At 50.2% G+C, this 20,609-nt stretch carries 16 protein-coding genes; 15 read left to right on the top strand and 1 reads right to left on the bottom strand.

Translation table 11 applies throughout. The features are described 5' to 3' along the window. Nucleotides 1-250 precede the first annotated feature (250 nt). The 13 genes from Q0V21_RS29170 to Q0V21_RS29110 all read left to right on the top strand — a co-directional run bounded on the left by Q0V21_RS29170 (nt 251) and on the right by Q0V21_RS29110 (nt 16,267). Nucleotides 251-871 (top strand): TetR/AcrR family transcriptional regulator, encoded by a 621-nt coding sequence (locus Q0V21_RS29170; RefSeq protein WP_301881846.1) that lies wholly within the window; start codon nt 251-253, stop codon nt 869-871. Nucleotides 872-950: 79 nt separating this feature from the next. Further along, nucleotides 951-2,957, top strand: a complete 2,007-nt coding sequence (locus Q0V21_RS29165; RefSeq protein ID WP_301881845.1) for an alpha/beta fold hydrolase — start codon at nt 951-953, stop codon at nt 2,955-2,957. Between the two features lie 240 nt (nt 2,958-3,197). Next, complete coding sequence (locus Q0V21_RS29160) at nt 3,198-4,151, top strand: DUF1177 domain-containing protein (protein WP_079348792.1); 954 nt, start codon at nt 3,198-3,200, stop codon at nt 4,149-4,151. A gap of 98 nt (nt 4,152-4,249) precedes the next feature. Further along, nucleotides 4,250-4,921, top strand: coding sequence for an AroM family protein (locus Q0V21_RS29155; protein WP_079348794.1), 672 nt, complete (start codon nt 4,250-4,252; stop codon nt 4,919-4,921). 19 nt (nt 4,922-4,940) lie between these two features. Next, a complete protein-coding gene (locus Q0V21_RS29150; RefSeq protein ID WP_079348795.1) occupies nt 4,941-5,894 on the top strand; it encodes an aminopeptidase in 954 nt (317 codons plus the stop codon). Between the two features lie 224 nt (nt 5,895-6,118). After that, nucleotides 6,119-6,751: an aspartate/glutamate racemase family protein gene (locus tag Q0V21_RS29145; protein WP_079348796.1), complete on the top strand. Its 633-nt coding sequence runs from the start codon at nt 6,119-6,121 to the stop codon at nt 6,749-6,751. A 403-nt stretch (nt 6,752-7,154) separates the two neighbouring features. Continuing rightward, a complete protein-coding gene (locus tag Q0V21_RS29140; RefSeq protein ID WP_079348797.1) occupies nt 7,155-8,687 on the top strand; it encodes a PucR family transcriptional regulator in 1,533 nt (510 codons plus the stop codon). A 312-nt stretch (nt 8,688-8,999) separates the two neighbouring features. Next, nucleotides 9,000-10,010: an ABC transporter permease gene (locus Q0V21_RS29135; RefSeq protein ID WP_179132763.1), complete on the top strand. Its 1,011-nt coding sequence runs from the start codon at nt 9,000-9,002 to the stop codon at nt 10,008-10,010. Nucleotides 10,011-10,061: 51 nt separating this feature from the next. Then, nucleotides 10,062-10,937, top strand: coding sequence for an ABC transporter permease (locus Q0V21_RS29130; RefSeq protein ID WP_079348914.1), 876 nt, complete (start codon nt 10,062-10,064; stop codon nt 10,935-10,937). A gap of 261 nt (nt 10,938-11,198) precedes the next feature. Beyond that, complete coding sequence (locus tag Q0V21_RS29125; protein ID WP_079348798.1) at nt 11,199-12,782, top strand: ABC transporter substrate-binding protein; 1,584 nt, start codon at nt 11,199-11,201, stop codon at nt 12,780-12,782. 96 nt (nt 12,783-12,878) lie between these two features. Then, nucleotides 12,879-14,216, top strand: coding sequence for a M20 family metallopeptidase (locus tag Q0V21_RS29120; protein WP_079348799.1), 1,338 nt, complete (start codon nt 12,879-12,881; stop codon nt 14,214-14,216). Between the two features lie 114 nt (nt 14,217-14,330). Next, the gene (locus Q0V21_RS29115) at nt 14,331-15,308 is read left to right on the top strand and encodes an ABC transporter ATP-binding protein (protein ID WP_079348800.1); all 978 of its coding nucleotides are present in this window, start codon (nt 14,331-14,333) and stop codon (nt 15,306-15,308) included. Further along, entirely contained in the window at nt 15,305-16,267 is a 963-nt protein-coding gene (locus Q0V21_RS29110) for an ABC transporter ATP-binding protein (RefSeq protein ID WP_079348801.1), read from the top strand. The genes Q0V21_RS29115 and Q0V21_RS29110 overlap by 4 nt, the downstream gene beginning before the upstream one ends. Here Q0V21_RS29110 and Q0V21_RS29105 read toward each other — a convergent pair. Beyond that, nucleotides 16,264-16,398 carry a hypothetical protein gene (locus Q0V21_RS29105; protein WP_301881843.1) on the bottom strand — a complete coding sequence of 45 codons (135 nt, stop codon included), beginning with the start codon at nt 16,396-16,398 and terminating at the stop codon, nt 16,264-16,266. The genes Q0V21_RS29110 and Q0V21_RS29105 overlap by 4 nt on opposite strands. A gap of 230 nt (nt 16,399-16,628) precedes the next feature. Here Q0V21_RS29105 and Q0V21_RS29100 point away from each other — a divergent pair, with 230 nt between their 5' ends. Continuing rightward, complete coding sequence (locus Q0V21_RS29100; protein ID WP_079348802.1) at nt 16,629-17,069, top strand: chemotaxis protein CheW; 441 nt, start codon at nt 16,629-16,631, stop codon at nt 17,067-17,069. A gap of 284 nt (nt 17,070-17,353) precedes the next feature. Then, nucleotides 17,354-20,557, top strand: a complete 3,204-nt coding sequence (locus tag Q0V21_RS29095; RefSeq protein ID WP_301881842.1) for a DEAD/DEAH box helicase — start codon at nt 17,354-17,356, stop codon at nt 20,555-20,557. Nucleotides 20,558-20,609 lie beyond the last annotated feature (52 nt).

The following is a 20,609-nucleotide window of genomic DNA, read 5'->3' as shown; positions in this document are numbered from 1 at the left end:
TGGTTGGCCTGTTTTTTTAGTTTTGGGGCTCCCCGATCGCAGATCGGAAGAATAATGCTTCAGAAATGTGGATAACCCCATCGTATCTAGCCTCTCATTGACATATTTAACACAGGGTTAATACTATATGTGGATATCCTGTGTGTACAACGTTCCAAATGTGGACAAGTGCGACAAATTTCGGGCAAAGAGCATCTTTTGTTAACGGCAAAACTTGTATTTGTTTAATTAGTACTGTATAGTTCTAAATATGACAAATGAAAAATCAATCTCCGGATCTTTAAAATCCAAGAGTTCCAATCCGGTCAATCGGACCAAGGCAGTGGAAGTAGCCGCTCAGTTATTTTTGCGTCAGGGATACAGCTATGTCAGCATGGACGAGGTCGTGCGGGTAAGCGGCGTATCCAAATCGAATATCTATTATCATTTCAAAAACAAGGAGGAATTGCTCCAGGCTGTGGTGCAATACTGGATTGCCCAGTATGAATCTGAAATATACCTGCTGCTCAGTCAGCGTGAACGAGAGGTGACAGAACGAATCTATTCGTTTATAGCATCACTATCAGCAGGCATGGAAGGGCGCGATTATAAAGGAAGCTGCCCATTTATTACACTGTATATGCAGACACCAGCCAGCGCGCCCGAAGTGAAAGAAAGTATAGCCCGCTTTTTCCGGGATCTGCAGCCGATGATGGAAAAGCTGTTACAGCAAGGACTGGATCGTGGAGAATTCCGTAAAGGAATTGAACCGGGACCGGCGGCTTCATTATTTATTGCGGCTTTGGAAGGGTCCCTTGTACTCGCGGAGACTGCGCGCGATATAGGGATTATTGAACAATCAGCACGTACATTTTGTCAAATGCTTCGGTAAACGAAGCTCTTTTTTTTGCATACAACTAGTACTAAATAGTACTAAATAAGATAGAGCTAAAAAGGGAGAGAGATTAGAAATGAGTATACATCATTCATCATTATCAAATGCAGAACGTAAGACCGGTCCTTATCAGGCTAAGAACAACATAGCGACTCAATCAACCACTATTTTGATGACAGGAAGTACCGGATTTATAGGTAAGGAGGTAGTGAAGCAACTTGGGGACAGTGAGGCCCAGTTATTGCTGTTTGTACGCTCTGAATCCAAAGCGAGGAAGGCTCTTAAAGCATACGGAATGACGGATTTCAGCCGAATAATCTGTATTCAGGGAGATCTGTCAGCCCCAGGTCTGGGTCTAACCAAAGCTGATCGTGAGCGTGCTCTTCAGGCCAACATCATTATTCATGCAGGTGGAACGATGGATGTCACATTGCAATCGAAGGTGGCAGAAAAGATTTTTATGAATGGAGCAAGAGGCATTGCCGAACTCGCCGAAGATATTCAGCGCAAACACGGATTGAGGCACTTTATCCACGTGGTTGGTTTTATGAGTCCATATGGAAGGAAGAACTCTCCGCCCATATCATCAGCCAATGGAGATGCTGAGGATAAGTCGAACAGACAGAAATCATGGATGAGCAAAGCGTTCCATTCCGAAAGTGCCTATGAGCATATGAAATTCGAAGCGGACCGTTATATTCGACAGCACGCTGAGCAGCATTCATATGTCTTATCTGTTGTAAACCCGAGTACGGTCGTCGGTCCATATCCCACAGGTGCAACTGAACAAACCGGCGGAATTGGCATGATGATACAAGCGATGAGAAGGCGTAGAATGCCGGTGATTCCTGGTGGCCTACAGCATTGGCTGCCCCTTGTATCCAATGATGTGGTGGCACAGACTCTCGTTTTTCTAACTCAGGACAGCAATCCATCCGGCGGCACATATCCCTTGTTGTCCAGAAAAGCTGACAGTCCGGATATGAAGGAACTGATTCGGTTACTTGCGGCAGAGTTGGATGTATCTGCACCTCGATGGTCAGTGCCTCTGCCCATGATCCATGCAGCGATGAAGGCTGGTGGCACAAAGATCAGCGGAATACCGCCCGAATCAATCGCGTTTATTACCAAACAAGAGTTTGAAGTGCAGCAGACGGAGCGGTTATTTCAGCGAATGGGACTAAAGTTGCCTGAAGTTAGCGAGCTATTGCCTTACGTGACAGCCGATTTGGATTATCGTTTCAGCTATCCTGCACAGAATGATCTGCCTCAAGGCTGGACTCGGACGCGCAAGGGCAATCTGGCGGTGCTGGTCCATGAGGGTCAGGGTGACCCATGGGTGATTGTTCATGGTTTGATGAGCAGTGCTGACGATATGATTTCTCTGGGAGATGCGTTATGGAGTATGACGGGAAACCCGGCATGGCTTGTGGATCTTGCCGGATTTGGGCGTTCTCCAGTTCATCGGAACAGGGGAAAAGGGATGGCTTTCAAAGGACAGGTCGAGGCGGTTCGAAGTGTTCTGAATGAGGTACAAGGTCCAGTCAAACTGATAGGACATTCCGTTGGGGCATCGATAGCCGCAATGGTCATGCAGGAGAGTGTGAGGGAACATATTCAGCTCGCCATGCTGCAACCCGTGTGGGGAGAATCGAAGGACAGAATACAGCGCCTGATATCAAAGTTCCCGAGAAGAATGCTGCAAGGAATGTTATCACGGATGACCCCACAGCAAGTGGTCGAGCAGCTAAAGAGCACAGATGCTTCTGAGATCAATCCAACCCTGCTGGAAGGCTATGCAAGGAGAGCATCTTCTGGTTTGAAGTCTCCCCGCATCGCAGGAGCGAATGCTGATTTGCTCCACTGGATACAGTCCCATCCAAACGATAAAGTCTCTCAGACGAATGCGCAAGCGCAACGTACCCTAATGGTTTGGGCGATAAACGATATGGGATACTCACGCCCCGAAAATATCCATTCATCCGTCCAACAAGTGGAACTTCCCTATGGACACCAATTTCCCCTGTTTCATGCGGAGGAAACGGCTTCACTGCTCGTGAAATGGCAAATGAACAGAAGGTAAGCGTAGAATTGAAGTGTGCATTCCCAAAATCACACCATATTCAGGGCACTCCATAATAAAATGTTAAATTATATTACACATACAGTTAGATAAAATGAATGAAAGCGTTATTTTCACTCCCATTTATACTTGTCGCACAATAAAACGATGCTCATTTTGGCAAGGCGGTACATTGTGACCCTCTTCTGAACTGCGATAGACTTGATTTCAAGATCAACAGCTAAGAGGAGGATGTGTACGATGCCACTTCAAAAAACGTTATTGGCACTGGACGCGCTGGACAGCGCTTATGTAAATGGTGAGAGTGTAAAGCAATTATTTGTTCAATATCCACAGGTTTCGGTTGAAGTGCTGACGGTACAAGGGGAAAAGGGAAGTACGGATTTTGTCAAAATCATCATCCCCGGTACGGACGGCAAGTTGTCCGGAGGGCAGGCCCCGACGATGGGAATTGTCGGACGGCTGGGTGGAATTGGTGCCCGTCCAACACGCATCGGACTCGTGTCGGATGCCGATGGCGCCGTCGCTGCTGTTGCAGCAGGACTGAAGCTGGCCGATATGCAGACCAAGGGCGATTCGCTCAAGGGAGATGTCATTGTGACGACGCATATCTGTCCGGATGCACCTACTCTTCCGCATGAGCCGGTTGATTTTATGGACTCCCCGGTCGACATTTTGCAGATGAATGAGCATGAGGTTCTGCCCGAGATGGAAGCCATCCTGTCCATTGATACCACCAAAGGAAACCGGGTGATTAACCATAAAGGCATCGCCATTTCGCCAACGGTGAAAGAGGGATACATTTTACGGGTAAGTGACGATTTGCTTCGAATCATGGAGATGACCACAGGGCAGCTACCGGTGACTTTCCCGATTACGACGCAGGATATTACTCCTTATGGCAATGACTTATACCATATCAATTCCATTTTGCAGCCAGCTGTGGCTACCCATGCACCCGTTGTAGGCGTAGCTATAACCGCTCAATCTGCAGTCCCGGGATGCGGCACAGGAGCGAGCCATGAGGTTGATATTGCAAGCGCAGTTCGTTTGGTCGTGGAGACAGCCAAGGAATTCACGAATGGCACCTGTTCGTTCTACAACGAGGAGGAATATAACCTGATTACTCGTCTGTATGGATCGATGAAAGTGCTTCAGACCCCGGGGATACAGCAGGCCGCTCCTTCTGCATAGTTTAATCCGAGAAGGTCACGATTGATGCGGCAGGTAGAAAGGCTGCTATGGATAAACGTGGCATCTACCAGCCGATCTGATATGTAGGAGGCTATAAGATGATTAAGCAGCTTGGCATGATTACGATTGGACAAGCTCCACGGACCGATGTTGCGCCTGTCATCGAGAAGCATCTGGAGGGGCGGGCCGAACTTGTTCAGGTCGGGTTGTTGGACGGACTGTCGGCAGCACAGATCGCTAAGCTGGCACCGGAGCCTGGTGATTATGTCCTGACTTCCCGACTGCTGGACGGCAGTTCAGCCATCGTATCCCGTGAAAAAATCAGGCCGATATTGGATCGCAAAATCCGTGAGATCGAAGCCTTGGGCATCTCCAATATTTTGTTGCTGTGCACAGGTTCATTCCCGGGTCTGCGTTCAGCCAAGGTGCACCTTATTGAACCTGATCGCATTATTCCTCCAGCGGTACAGGCCATGGCCGATGGGCGACGTCTCGGGCTTATCGGGCCATTACCCGAGCAAGGGGGACAGCTCGATCTGAAGTTTTCTTCCCTGGTCCAGCCTGCATTTGCCGCAGCTTCTCCCTACACATCCGGCGAAGCCGAATTCCGTCAGGCGGCTGAATCACTGAAGGGACGTGTTGAACTCATTTTACTGGATTGCATGGGGTATGATGAGCGCCACCGTCAGTGGGTTGCCAATGCCAGCGCAGGAATCCCGGTCATTTTGTCGAATGCTCTAATGGGTAAGCTAGTAGCGGAAATGGTCTGACACAGGAGGAGACGAACAGATGAATCAGCAACGAATTGACGTCAGTAAAAATGTTTTGGTGGAATGCCTTGGACTTCGCAGTGGTGAGACGCTGGCTGTCGTGGCGGATGATGCCAAGAGAGAACTGGCCGAATCCATATATGAGGCGGGCAAGGCATTGGGAGCAGATGTGGTGCTTATGGTGATGAAGGAACGAAGCAAATCCGGTGAAGAGCCGCCTGCACCGATCGCCGAAGCGATGAAGCGTGCAGATGTTGCCGTATGCGTAACCCGCTATTCACTAACCCATACGCAGGCTCGTAAACAGGCGGCAGCTGCTGGAACTCGGGTAGCGACGATGCCGGGTATGACGGACGATATGTTCATGAACGGCGCTATTACCGCAGAATATCCCAAGGTGAAGGCTTTGACAGATAAGGTCACAGCCATGCTAAGTGCAGGCAGCAGCGTCCGCATCGAGAAAGATGGACACCAGCTGTCGTTCTCCATACAGGGACGCAATGGCGTACCGAGTACAGGAATGTACCTCAAGCCAGGTGAGTCCGGCAACTTGCCTTCCGGTGAAGCGTATATCGCCCCCGTTGAAGGCATTGGAGAGGGTGGAATTTTGGTGGACGGCTCAATCGCAGGAATAGGTGCGATCAGCGAACCTGTTCTATTGACGGTTAGAGAGGGCCGCCTTGTTACGGCAACTGGCGCTGAAGGAGACAAGTTGTTATCCATGCTGGGCGAAGGTGATGGTCGAATTCTTGGAGAATTCGGCGTTGGTACCAATGACAAGGCTCGAATTACAGGTGTTGTCCTGGAGGACGAAAAAGTGTACGGCACCATTCATGTTGCTTTTGGCAGTAACAATACCTTTGGTGGCACAGTTGCAGCTGGTGTTCATATTGATGCCGTTGTGCAGAAGCCGGATGTGTACATTGATGATGTGTTGATTATGCGTCAGGGAGAATTGCTTGATCAGAAATAGAGCAGGAAAATCAAAGATATCCTTGTGGATCAAAGAAAAGGTGTATGAGAGCGTACACAACATATCCACAATGGAGACCGATACGTAAATTACGCGGTAGTTTTGGCGACAAATACACAACATATTCACAATATATAAATAGTTATCCACATAACTGGGGGTAACTATCAACAGTTTGTGGGTAACATATGCACAAGATATCCACAGCCTGGGGAGGAATGCCGATGTTGGGTCTTATCAGAGTGATTACGCTTCATCATGAAGAGGATATCCACAGACACGGGGCATTGATTGAAGGGCGATATGGCGTTCCGGTTCGGAGTCGCTGTATTCCCGATCAACCGCTGGGGGTATATGATCAGGCCACAGAGCTTCAATCGATTCCCAAAATTGTGGATCTGGCGCGGGAACTCGAACAGGAAGGCTGTACCGCTATCGGTATCAGTTGTGCAGCCGATCCAGCTCTCGCAGACATACGTTCCGCTGTTCACATCCCCGTCTATGGTGCTGGATCATGTGCTGCACATCTTGCGCTTACTTCAGCAGCGCGAGTAGGCGTATTGACCATCCTGAAGGAAGTGCCACTCCTGATTCGAGGAATACTGGGTGATGCCTATATTGGGATGGAGCGTCCCGAAGGTGTGGTAACTACGCTGGATCTCAACACGCCACAGGGGCGAATCGCAGCTATGGAAGCAGCCAGAAGACTGAAGGCGGAAGGTGCCGAGTCCATCGTTCTTGCGTGTACCGGTTTTGCCACGATGGGTTTCGCCATAGAAGTGGAAAAAGAACTGCATATCCGAGCGCTTGACCCGATCTATTCATTAGGGGCAGCCGTGTCTGCATTGAATGTGTGATCAAGGGCTTGCGGGATGTGTGCTATTGGCTGACTTTTAGGTTTGTAGGGTTTGTTTCTAACGCCGATGCTAGGTGGAATAACTGCATCGGCGTTATTTATGTTGGATAAAGGGTTGCCGGGTCTGATGGGAGGAGCGCGGCGAATGTATGCAAAGGGGGGATGTATAATTTATTCTGTTTTATTTTGATGTGGCGCGATAAAGCAATGAGTTTATTTTTAATGTGATTAACTACATCTAACAACGTATTATTGTTACTTTATTTTGTGAAATCATTTCATTTTATATGGATATCATAGAATTTCCCGTTTTTTTTGAATAGATAGTCTGGTAAACTATCCAAAAAAATGAGATGCAGTATGCAAGAATGATATGCAAATCTGGCTCAGGGTGGTCGATAGGCTTGAAAACGACAGGTATAACATTGAAAGAACTGTTGAATATTCCTATACTCAGCAAGGCCAAAGTCATTAGCGGACACCAGGGATTGGATCGGGTTGTGCGGTTCGTGGATATTATGGAGGTGCCCGATCTGCAAGGATGGTTGCGAGAAGGCATGCTTATGCTGACAACAGCCTACTCAATTCGCGATAATCCAGGGCTGCTCGGAGAACTGATTTATACGCTTAATGAAGCCGGGGCTGCTGCTTTGGCCATCAAGCCAGCGCGTTTCCTCAAAGAAATCCCGAAAGAAGCCGTTGCAGCCAGTAATGACTGCGGTCTGCCCATCATTGAGATTCCTCCGGAAATACCATACATGGATATTACGCAGCCTGTTATGGAATTGGTACTGGATCGACAGGCCGCACTGCTTCGCAGGTCAGAGGAAGTATATCGGACGCTGATGACCATGGTGCTTGAAAACAGCGGGATTCAGGCTGTAGGAGACAATGTGGCTGAACTACTTCAGGCACCTGTAGGTGTTATTGATAATGCGGGACAGATGATTGTGTCTTCACCACCGGATTATGACTGGAAGGAAGCTGTGGACCCACTTGTATGGGAGATTAATCTGGATCGGCGCATGGTTGCCCGGCTGCTGGTGGACAAGGACTCCCTGGATGAGATGGAACAAGTCGGAATTGAACAGGCCAGACTGGTACTATCGCTGGAATTGATGAGGAACAAGGTGGCGGAAGATACCGAATTGCGTCTTCGAGGCAATTTCATCGACGAGCTGCTGACACCCCCTCTACTGTTACCGCATGAAGCTGAATCGAGAGGTCGCAAGCTCGGCATGAATCCGGAGCATTTATGGGAAGTGGCCGTGATGGAAGGGGAGACGGCTCCGGATGAAGACCTGTTGACCGAATTGCTTGGTCAGGAGGCCAGAAAACGGAGAGTAGCGCCTCATATTGAATTCCGGACCAACAGGGCAGTCCTCTTTTTGCCAACACCGGAATCCAGGGATGCAGTGTGGATGGATGACGTTCAATCTTGGACCGATACCATTGGGCTATGGCTCGAAGATCCGGCCAACAAGCTTGGACAGTTCAGGACAGGCGTGGGCACCCAGGTTCCACTTTGGAATATGCATCAAAGCTATGGCGAGGCCAGGAATGCCCTGATGGTATCCTCCCGTTTGTCGGGTGGGCGTACAACCCGGTTTGAGGATGTGGAGGTATATCATTTGCTGAGTGAAACGGCGAATGATCCGGGTTTTGCGGCATTGTTTGAGCGGAAGCTGGGAAAATTGCGGGCTTATGACGATGAACACAGTGGTGACTTGCTGCGGACCTTTTTTTATTATCTGGAGAGCAGGGGGAGCCTGATCGAGACAGCAAATCGCCTCTATATTCACCGGAATTCCGTGAAATACCGGCTGGAGCGTATCCGGGATATTACAGGCTTCGACCTGAACCAGCCGCGTGAACAATTTGTATGTCATCTGTGTCTTGTGTATTACTACATGAAGCAGGATAAACAAGAGGTGTAGGTCCTGCCCATCGGGCACATGCTTCTACAGCAAAATCAACAATGGAGGATATGGTAGATATAGGTCGAAAAATAGCGAACTATGTCTTAGAGTGTAATTTAACATAACATTAATAGGAGACATTAGTGCACAATCGACAAACGGTTGTGCTTTTTTTTAGCTAAAAGGGACGTAGTTCGACGCAAGGATTATAGGTAAAATAAGCACAATTACAAAGAAGAGACGGATAAACAGACAAGTTTTTAAGACTGGGCCGTCCACAGAGAACCGTAAAACAGCAAGTGAGACATCAGAGTTAAAGGGGTTGATCGATTGTTTGCTTACACGCTCCGAAGGCTGCTGCAGATGATTCCGGCGCTGATCGGCATTGTGGTGATTACCTTCATCCTGTCCCGCGTTCTTCCGGGAGATCCGGCCATTGTCATGGCTGGCGAACAGGCCACGGATGATGTCATTGCCAAAATCCGAATGGACATGGGATTGGACAAGCCATTATTTGTACAATTTTTTAGCTACGTGGGACAGTTGCTTCAAGGCAATCTGGGCTTCGCCTACCATACTGGTCATACGGTGCTGAGTGATTTCGCCACCCGCTTTCCGGCAACCATTGAGCTGACGCTGGCCAGTGTGATTATAGCCATCTGTGTTGCGATTCCGGTAGGTATCATCGCCGCAACTCGAAAAGAGTCCTTTATAGATCACATCTCCAGAGTGTTCTCCCTGATTGGAGCATGTGTACCGATCTTCTGGCTGGGACTGCTATTTATTTACATCTTCTATTCCATCCTCGGCTGGGCTCCAGCTCCAATGGGACGTATCAGCGGAGACCTCAATCCACCGACGCATATCACCGGATTGTACGTGATAGACAGTCTTATGACTGGAGATATGGTTGCGCTCAAAAGCAGTCTTGCACATTTACTGCTCCCGGCAATATGCCTGAGCACAGGAACGATGGCGATAGTGGCGCGTATGACCAGATCCAGCATGCTGGAAGTCATCGGACAGGATTATGTGCGTACTGCACGAGCCAAGGGCTTGAGTGAAACCGCTGTCGTCGGCAAACACGCCCTGATCAATGCCCTGATTCCCACGTTGACCGTGCTTGGCCTTCAGTTCGGTGGATTACTCGGTGGTGCGGTAATTACGGAAACGATCTTTTCCTGGCCCGGTGTCGGTGGTTATGTCACAGATTCGATTTTGGCTGCCGATTATGCACCAATTCAGGCGTTCACACTCGTAAGTGCCATTCTGTTCAGCTTTATAAATCTGGCGGTGGATCTGGTCTATGGATTGATTGATCCACGAATCCGTTATGAATAGGGTCGCCGCGAAAGGAGGAGTACCGCTGTGAGTACTGCCGCACCGACTTCCATGGGAACTAAACCTGTACCAGCGGTTGTTCCTAAACCCAAAACCTTTCTGAGACTGTTGCTTCGCAATCGGCTCGCTGCCATTGGTCTGACCTTTATCGTCATGTGGACTGTCATTGCTGCTATTGCGCCCTGGATTGCCCCTTATGATCCGTACGTGACGAATACGGCCGTGAAGCTGGAATCCCCGTCAGGTGGTCACTGGTTTGGTACGGATAACTATGGCCGGGACATTCTGAGTCGTGTTCTGTATGGAGCCAGAATAAGCATCTGGACAGGCTTGATTGCCGTCAGCATCTCGTTTGTCATCGGGGTTCCGCTTGGTGGAATTGCTGCTTATTACGGTGGACGTACCGGCAATATCATTATGCGGGTGATGGATGTACTGCTTGCCTTTCCCTCGCTGGTCCTCTCCATGGCAATTGCGGCTTCCATCGGCAACGGACTGACGAGTGCCATGATTGCTGTAGGGATTGTCGGCATTCCTGAGTTTGCCAGATTGATGTATGGACAGACGGTATCCTTGCGCGAGAAGGAGTACGTGGAGGCCAGCAGAGCCATTGGTGTGAGGGACAGAGTAATTCTGTTTCGCCACATTTTGCCGAATGCTTTGGCACCCTTATTGGTACAGGCCACACTCGGTATGGGTTTTGCCATTCTGACGGCGTCCAGTTTGAGCTTTCTCGGTCTTGGTGTTAAACCGCCTACAGCCGAATGGGGAGCCATGATCTCTGAAGGTCGGGAGTATATCATTTCCGGACAATGGTGGCTCGTGACGTTCCCTGGGCTGGCTATAGCCACATCCATTCTTGGCTTTAACCTGCTCGGAGATGGTTTCCGTGATGTGCTGGACCCAAGGTTGCGTTCGGGAAAATAGAGGATGGTCATATCTGCCTCTACAGAACCGATTCATAGATAGCTGGATGGGGGAACCGATTTGCGGGGAATGCCTTGAGATAAAGGTGTGCAAGGTTCTATCACCACCGGCAGGCTGATCGAATGCTGCTGCGGTTGGTATCAGGAATATAGCAAGCTGCTTATCAGGTACTGGTGCACATATTCGCTCTGTCTAATAAAAGCTGCAACGTTTTACAGTATCACATCATAAGACTGGTTCAAAAAGGGGAGGAAACTAAAAATGAAAAAGCTCAAATGGTTTTCTGCAATGATTGCTCTTACCGTTGTTCTTGGCGGCTGTGCCAGCAATGCCAACCAGCAGCCTGCGGCATCCGGCTCAGGAGAGAATACGAAGCCCGCGCCTACACTGACGGTTGCTTACTCTGAGGGTGGAACCACAATGGACCCGGCGGAGGCGAATGACCTGACCTCGGATACATTGGTTCTGGCAACCTATGACCAGTTGGTAACCTATGGTGTCAAAACGGTAGATGGTGCTGACGTTGCCAACACAGAGGATATTCAGCCGATGCTCGCCGAAAGCTGGGAAGTGTCTGATGACAATATGACGTATACATTCAAAATCAAAAGCGGTTTGAAATTCCAAAGTGGAAATCCGGTCAATGCGGATGCAGTTGTGTACTCTTTTGACCGTGTGGCGAAGTCCAGCTCCGGCAGCTTTCTATACGGAATGGCGGACATTAAGAGTGTGACAGCCAAGGACGACTCCACAGTCGAGATCGTACTGAATAAAGCAAACCACATGTTCACCCAAATCATTGCCATGTATACCTTCTCCATTGTGGACCAGAAGTTGGTCGAGGAAAAAGGTGACGATTATTTGAAAACAAATGCTGCCGGATCAGGACCTTTCACGCTTGAAAAATGGGACCCGGCCAGTGAAGCAGTCTTCCAGGCCAACAACGACTACTGGCAAGGTGCACCGAAGCTCAGCAAAGTCACGCTGAAATTCACGAAGGAAGCCTCCAACCGTGTGCTGCTGCTGAACAAAAGTGACGTAGACATGGCGATCGAGATTCCTCCCAAAGATGTTGCGGCTTTGCAGGAGAACAGTAATTTGACGATCAAGTCGAATGCGAGTAACCGCATTTTGTTCTTCGCGATGAACAACAATGTCAAACCGTTTGATAATGAAAAAGTGCGTCAGGCCATCAGCTATGCGATCCCGTATGACCAATTAATCAACGATGTTATGTACGGTCAGGCCAAAGAGATGAAGAGTGCTGTAGCAAGCAACACACCAGGTTTTACGGATGCAGGCTATGTGTACGAGTACAATCTGGACAAAGCCAAGGAATTGTTGAAAGAAGCAGGTTATGCGGAAGGGTTCAGCTTTGACTTTACCCTCGGTTCCGGATTTGATGATTGGGAATATGACGCGGTTCTGATCCAAGCCGAGCTGGCCAAAATCGGTATCAAAATGAACATTAACAAAGTGGCTCGTGCTCAGTTCTTGGAACAGCAAAAAGACGGGAATTTAGTCTCTTACATTTCTAAATGGACTTCTTTTGTTAACGATCCTGGATACCACCTGGGCTTCCTGCTCTACGGTGAAGGCTCTTCCAACTACATTCATTACAACAATGCGGAAGTGAACAAACTGTGGGAAGAAGCAGGCTCCGAACCGGATCAGGCAAAACGCAACGAACTGTACATGAAGGCGCAGGAGATCATTACGACGGAAGCGCCATGGGCATATCTTTACGAGTACAACCGGGTTGTTGGCATGAACAACAAAGTCAGCGGATATGTATATTACCCGGATGAGGTTCTCCGTTTCTATCCACTTAGCAAGAAGCAGTAATTGAACGGACGTCTCGGGGGACAGGCAATTATGCCTGTCTTCTGACGATTCGTATTGACCACAATACAACCCATATTTGGAAGGAGCCTGATCAGGATGGATTGGAAAAGGAAGGTACTTGAGGCAATTGAGGAAGGCCAGGACGAATTACTGGAGTTATGTTCACAATTGATCCGTTTTCCCACGGAGAATCCTCCAGGGGATTCGCGTGAGATTAGTGCTTTTATTATCGAATATCTGCATCAGGCTGGAATCGACACCAAAGTACACGCGGCAACGGAAACCATGTTTAACCTGATATCGACGTTGAATGGAGAAGGCGCAGACAAGTCAGATAAACATCTCATTTTCTGTGGTCATACAGACGTTGTGCCAGCCGGAGATCTCTCCCGTTGGGATTTTGATCCGTTCTGCGGCGAAATCAAGGACGGATACATGCTTGGACGCGGAGCATCCGACATGAAGGGCGGGCTTGCGGGCCTGATCTATGCAACGGTTATTTTGGCGAAGCTGGGTGTGCCTTTGCGTGGTGACCTGTCGCTGATGATTGTCCCGGATGAAGAAACAGGTGGTGATCTGGGGGTGCCGTGGGTGCTCGAACGTGGTCTTGCAACCGGAACCGCCGCAGTAATCGCTGAACCTTCCAGCCCGCAGCATCCAACGATTGGACAAAAGGGGAGCTGCTGGTTCGAGTTCACGGTGGAAGGCACGCCGGGTCATGGCAGTTTGCAGCCCATTGTAGGGGATAACGCGATTGTGAAGGCAGCCAAAGGAATTGAAGCCTTGCAGCGGCTGTGGGACATCAAGCCGGACATCCCGGAAGAAGTAAAGGATATTATCCGCATCTCGCAGGAGTACGCGCGTGACCGCGAACAGGCAGGTCTGGCCTATCAGGTGTTCGACCATGTCACGGTAAATATCGGTTCAATTCAGGGTGGAACCAAGGTAAATGTGGTTGCGGATCGCTGCACTGTTCAGGTGGATTCGCGTGTCCCATTTGGTGTGGATTACCGGGATGTGCTCGACCGTGCCCGCTCGCTGCTGCTTGAAGCGGGAATTGAGTCAGAGCTGAAGCCGTTTGGGTTTCAGGGCAACGCAAACTGGACTCCAGCGCATGAACCGATCGTTAGCCAACTGGTGGAGAGCATCAGCGAAGTGAGCGGCGAAGAGGCGTACGGTGTGCTGCAATGGGCATCCAGCGATGCACGCCACTTCCGCAATCATCAGATTCCGGTCTTGCAATATGGTCCGGCAGAGCTGTCCACCATTCACAATTTTAATGAAAAAGCACCCGTGTGGCAGATTATCCAGTGCGCCAAAGTGTATGCGCTCAGCGCGCTTAAATATTTGGGTGTGGAAGGTCTGGAAGAGGAGTCCGCATCTAAGGTTTTGAACGATGCATCTTCGGAAGGAACTGCGACCTTCAACCGTTAATTCTTTTTGGGAGAGAAGGACGGTTGGAGAACCAAGCTGAACGAACGCAGAGTGGTAGGGACATGAGTACGGGTGTAGAAGATTCAGAATGTAATGGTATGGGAGGGGAACAACATGACTGCACTGCTCGAAGTTTCGGATTTGCGGACAGAGTTTATCACGGATGCAGGCGTCATCCGCGCCGTGGACGGGATCAGCCTTTCCATACGGCAGGGTGAGACGCTGGGTATTGTCGGGGAGTCGGGATGCGGGAAAAGTATTACCTCGTTATCGATTATGCAGCTGCTCCCCAAGAAGATCGGCCGTGTGGCGTCAGGACAAGTCCGTTTTCAGGGGAAAGACATGCTCAAGCTGTCCGGAAGGGAGATTCGCCGGATTCGGGGTAACCGAATGGCGATGATCTTTCAGGAGCCGATGACCTCGCTTAATCCGGTTTTCAAAGTCGGCAAACAAATTTCCGAGGCGGCACGATACCATCTGAAGCTGGGCAAAAAAGAGGCTTGGGCACGGTCGGTTGAGATGCTGCACAAAGTCGGCATTCCCCGCCCCGACAAAATTGCAGAACAATACCCTCACCAGCTCTCAGGCGGGATGCGCCAGCGGGTGATGATCGCGATGGCGATGGTATGCAGCCCGCAGCTGCTCATCGCGGATGAACCGACAACGGCTCTGGATGTGACCATCCAGGCGCAAATTTTGGACTTGATGCGTGACCTCCAGCGGACGGAAAATATGGCAATCATGATGATTACCCACGATCTTGGCGTTGTAGCTGAGATGTGTGATCGTGTCATGGTGATGTACGCCGGACAAGTGGTGGAAGAGACGGATGTCAAAACCCTTTTTGCCGATCCCAAGCATCCGTATACCCGCGGTTTGCTGGCTTCACTGCCACAGCTTGCGGGAGATCAGGATCGTCTTCAGTCCATTCCGGGTCAGGTGCCGAATCCGGCCCATATGCCGTCCGGCTGCCGTTTTGCCCCACGTTGTCCGGTGAAGGAAGCACGATGCGAGACGATACAGCCCGAATTACTGGAGACAGCACCAAGTCACAGCTGCCGCTGTTTGCTGCAGCAGGAGGGGATCATATGAGTGCGATATTGGAAGTCAGAAATCTGAAGAAGCATTATCCGATCCGCAAGGGCCTATTCTCCAAACAGGTCGGTGCTGTCAAAGCAGTTGATGGTGTTACGTTGTCTGTGGAGCGGGGTGAGACGCTTGCCGTGGTCGGAGAGTCCGGTTGTGGCAAATCCACCACAGGTCGTGCAATTTTGCGCCTGATTGAGCCGACGGATGGCGAGGTGTTCTTCGAAGGCAAGGATGTACGAAAGCTGCCCCCAGAAGAGCTGCGCCGTTTCCGAACGGATGTGCAGATGGTGTTCCAGGACCCGTATGCCTCACTCGATCCGCGCTGGACGGTACAACGTACACTGGAGGAGCCGCTGATTACCCATCACAAGTTGGGGAAAAACGAGCTGAAAAGCCGAATCGAAGAGCTGATGGAAGTAGTCGGATTGTCTCCCTATCAGGCGCACCGCTTCCCACACGAGTTCTCGGGTGGACAACGCCAGCGGATCGGTATTGCTCGTGCCCTCGCCCTGAACCCGAAGTTCATCGTGTGTGATGAGCCGGTCTCTGCGCTGGATGTGTCCATTCAGGCACAGGTGCTGAACCTGATGCAGGATCTCCAGGAACAATTCGGACTGACGTATATGTTCATCTCTCATGATCTGTCCGTCGTCAAGTTCATCAGTGATCGTGTAGCGGTCATGTATCTGGGCAAAGTGGTCGAGCTTGCGCCCACATCTGAGTTGTTCACTGAGGCACTGCATCCGTATACCAAAGCATTGATGTCCGCTGTTCCGGTTCCCGATCCGAATGTGCAAAAGGAACGGATCGTCCTGGGCGGCGATGTGCCCAATCCGGAGAATCCCCCCTCCGGCTGTACGTTTCATACCCGTTGTCCGTATGTGAAGGACGAATGCCGCTCTGTTATTCCGGATATGAGGGAGATTTCCCCGGGACGCCAGGTGGCGTGTCATTTGTATTAGGAAGGCTGAAAAGAACCAACCGAAGACACTTTCTTGTCCGCGAATCTGGTGGACATGAAGGTGTTTTTGACGTGGGTATCCTTGTCGAGACCGTTGTTCGATTCAAATGCTCTGCTCATCCATCGGGACACAAAATCGACATCCATCATTCCGCAGGTAAAAATTTATCTTACATAGACCGATATAATAGTAAAGGCTTGAGCAGCGTGCAGTCCAAGTAGCGACAAATGAAGGATCTAACGAAAAACGTGAGATCGTGTTCTTAGATCTGTAGATATCGTGCTAAGTAAATTCTCATGGTAAAGATTATGATAATCAAGACTTCCATGAAACTGAAAACAAGAAGGGTTTGGATATAACTATGGATGAGGAAGTTCAAGTTCAATACATTAATTTCTCGATTGGAAATCAGATTTGTGCGCTTCGTATTGATGAAGTTCATGAAATTATCAGAATGCTCCCTGTGACCACGGTTCCTTTTGGCAGTCCCGAAATCAAGGGCTTTACACCTCTGTACGGCAAAGTGGTTTCTGTGGTCAGTGTACGTGTTCTGCTGGGCATGCCTGATGAGGAGCCTACACCTGCCACACGCATCATTGTTGTGCCTTACCACGACGGTTATGTGCCGCTCGTCGTGGATTCCGTGGATTCCGTTGTGACATATGATCGATTTGAAGAGCCTACGGAAGAATATCGTCGTTACACAACAGGAATATTCAAGGAAATCGCCCACAATGACGATCATGAGGCAGGCATTCTTAATCTGGATGTATTGCTGGGCAACTTAACCAAATTGCAGTAAATGCAACTCTTAAGTGACATATACCAAGCGCATATCGAATGGATTATGAAAATGCTCCTTACCCTTTTCGGGATAAGGGGCATTTTTTTTGTGTAAACATCTTTCTTCAAACGCAAAGGCGTGGCGTGTTTCACCTTTTAATAGGCATACATAATATAGTATGAAGTGGTTCAGAGATGTTTTTTCGAAGTGATGTAGCACTTTTTATGCGTAAACGTTTTTAAATCCGAGCATTTTCGTATATGATGGAGAGTAACAATGCGAAGGGATGACGGGAGACTGTAATGATGCAATCGCTGTATGGAGTATGGCTTGGTGACGTATTTTTTTGTTTTTCCGGTGAAACATCGGAGCCGCGTGTGGATGCATGGAGCCACGTGGTAAGGAAGCTGAATTTTGGCGACGGGGGTCGTCTGTTTCAGCCTGCCGCTCTGCGTCTTGCGGAGCTTCGTTGGCCCAATCCGATGCGTAATGCCGCGGAAGCGAAGGGTACGAAGCGGCGTCAATTGCTCGGACGGACGTTGGAAGGACTGGCAATATCGCCTAAAGATACATTCAAGCTGCTGCTCCATTGGGATGACAGTATATTGAATGCGGCAGGAATTCAGGCTGGAGAAGAGATTCGCTACTGGGTAAAAGCAGCACAGTTTACACAGGAACTGCTGCTGCGCGGAGAATTTGCTCCGTCTGCTGAATTTGCCGCCAAGACGGGTGCGCGTCGCCGGACCGGACAAGAAACGCTGACAGGTGTATGGCGTCCGCGTCTGCTGCAGGAAGCGGATGTGGAACGTTTCCGGGAGTTGGCGGAATCCATGCCGCCGATTGGCTTGTCTGCTCCCGGAGCATACGCATCTTCTGAACCGGAATCACGGGAGGAAGCGGGAGCGGCCGTATTATTTTCATTTATGAGCGGAATGGTTCATGCGGTTGTCACGGGTGAGATGGAAGGCATGGATAGTGAACTGTCTCGATACCGCACGTCATTCCGGCGTGGCTCCTCTCCGGTAGTGGAATTGTGGTGGAACAGTCTGATCTCGATGTTCCGCCCGGTGACAGTTCAGGGACCTACGGAAGAAATGGCAGAGCTCATTGGAACGCTGCAAGAAGCTGGTGGTACAGCGAGACCGGTGGTAGGCAGTGAAGAAACGGCTCCCACAGAAGGTGAGCTGAAGCTGGTACTGCGGCTGGAACCGCCACTGGGTGATCATGAAACATTGTGGGGGATTACCTTCTGGGCAGATAGTGTGCAGGAATCTGGTCTGAGATTGCCTGCACGCACGATCTGGGCACATCCGGAGCGCGATCTGGATCGAGGGAAGGTTTGTTATAGTTCAGCTGCAGAACAGCTCCTGATGGCGCTGGGGCATGCAGCAGAACTGGCACCGGAGCTTGAAACGGCGCTGCTTCATGCACGACCGGAAGGAATGAAGCTGGAACAGCAAGCCTTTTTTGAATTTTTAACCTATGCTGTGCCTCGACTACAGAAGGCGGGAGTAACGGTACTAATGCCTTCCCGCTGGAGCCGTGCAGGGAAACGCCGCGCCGGACTACGTCTGCAGATGCTCAATCGCGGAACAGAAAGACCGCTTGGAGCTCCGTCTGCACTGGGCATGGAGCAGCTGGTTGCCTTCAAGGCAGAACCGATGTTGGACGGGAAACCTGTTACGGCAGAGGAGCTGGCTGCCCTTGCGGAAGCAACAGTGCCTTATGTGATGTTCCGCGGTGAATGGATTGAAGTGGATACGAAAGAGATTCGCCAGGTTCTGCGTTATATGAAAAAAGAAGAAGAACAATATATGCCACTCTCCGAATGGCTGCATCTCGCAGCTGAGGAAGGCGAAGATACCGCATGGAAGGGGCTTTCCGTCTTTGGTGCGGAATCTGAGGGGCTGCTGTCCTTTTTGCTCGACGGACAGGTGCTCCGCAGTATTGAGCCGCGTCAGGTTCCGGCAGAGCTGCATGGCGAGTTGAGACCTTATCAAGAGCGGGGGTACCAATGGTTGTCCGCCATGCGTGAACTCGGTTTCGGCGTATGTCTTGCCGATGATATGGGACTGGGGAAAACGATTCAGGTTATTACCTGCCTGCTTGACTTGAAACATGAGGAACAGCAGGCCGCAGCTGAGGAAGCGCGTGAGCACGAAGCGTTTATGGGAATGGAAGAAGAATCCGCGAACGGTGAACAGCCACATGTGCATGATGCGCATCTGCCAGCACTTATTGTGTGCCCTACCTCGTTGCTCGGGAACTGGCAGCGTGAGCTGAAGCGGTTTGCCCCGAATCTGTCGTTATATATCCATCATGGAGGACAACGCTTGCATGGCAATGCTTTTCAGGCAGAAGCGCAGTCCCATGATATTGTGCTGACGACCTATCATCTGGCAGGCCGGGATGGCCCGGATCTGGCTTCACTGCACTGGTCTACCGTTGTGCTGGATGAGGCGCAATATATTAAGAATTACCGTACGAAGCAAGCGCAAAGCGTCATGCGGCTGTCTACGCCGCATCGCATTGCGATGACGGGTACACCAGTGGAGAATCGGCTAAGCGAGCTGTGGTCCATTTTCCAATTCCTCAATCCGGGGTATCTGGGTACGGCTTCTTCATTCCGCCAGCGGTATACAGGAATGGGTCCGTCGGAAGAAAATGCAGCATCTTTGCGTGAGCTTCATCGGCTGGTATCGCCCTTTATGCTGCGCAGGCTGAAAAGTGATCCGGATATCCGCAAGGATCTGCCGGAGAAGCTGGAGTTAAAATCCTATTGTTCTCTGACACCAGAGCAGACCGTTCTGTACCAGCGAGTGGTGGATGACCTGATGGGCGGATTGGATGGACGAAACGGTATTGCCCGTAAGGGGATTGTATTGTCGTCTCTGACCAAGCTGAAGCAGATCTGTGATCATCCTGTACTGGCGGACAGCAGCCGCAAGGATCATGGCAAGGCAGAGGCGTCCGGTAAAATGGAGCGTCTGTTGGAGTTGCTGGATGCGATCCGTGATAACGGTGAATCGGCGCTGATATTCACTCAGTATGTGGCGATGGGCGAATTGCTCGTATCCCGGCTTACACAGCGGTATGAGGAAGAACCGTATTTCCTGCATGGCGGTGTTTCGAAGTCGCAGAGGGATGATATGGTGGAAACCTTCCAAAAAGGGGAGGGTCCGTCTCTGTTTGTCCTGTCTCTCCGTGCCGGGGGTGTGGGCTTGAATCTGACACGTGCGAGCCATGTTGTTCACTATGATCGGTGGTGGAATCCTGCGGTGGAGAATCAGGCAACGGACCGGGTATTCCGGATTGGGCAGAATCGGAACGTGCAGGTGCATAAGCTGATCTGTCAGGGAACCCTGGAGGAACGGATTGATGAGCTGATTGAGAGCAAAAAGGCGCTTTCTGAGCAAGTCGTCGGTTCTGGTGAGAACTGGTTGACCGAAATGTCGGATGATGAGCTGCGCGGTCTGATTTCGCTTCAGGGCGAGACATGGCTGTAAGTTTTAAGATATATAAGGAATATAGAATGTAGAGATAAGGAGGGGGATTGTT

The organism is Paenibacillus sp. 11B (genome assembly GCF_030487755.1).
GTDB lineage: Bacteria > Bacillota > Bacilli > Paenibacillales > Paenibacillaceae > Paenibacillus > Paenibacillus vandeheii.
The sequence above is the reverse complement of the archived record's forward strand: the minus strand, read 5'-3'. Positions and strand labels throughout refer to the sequence as shown.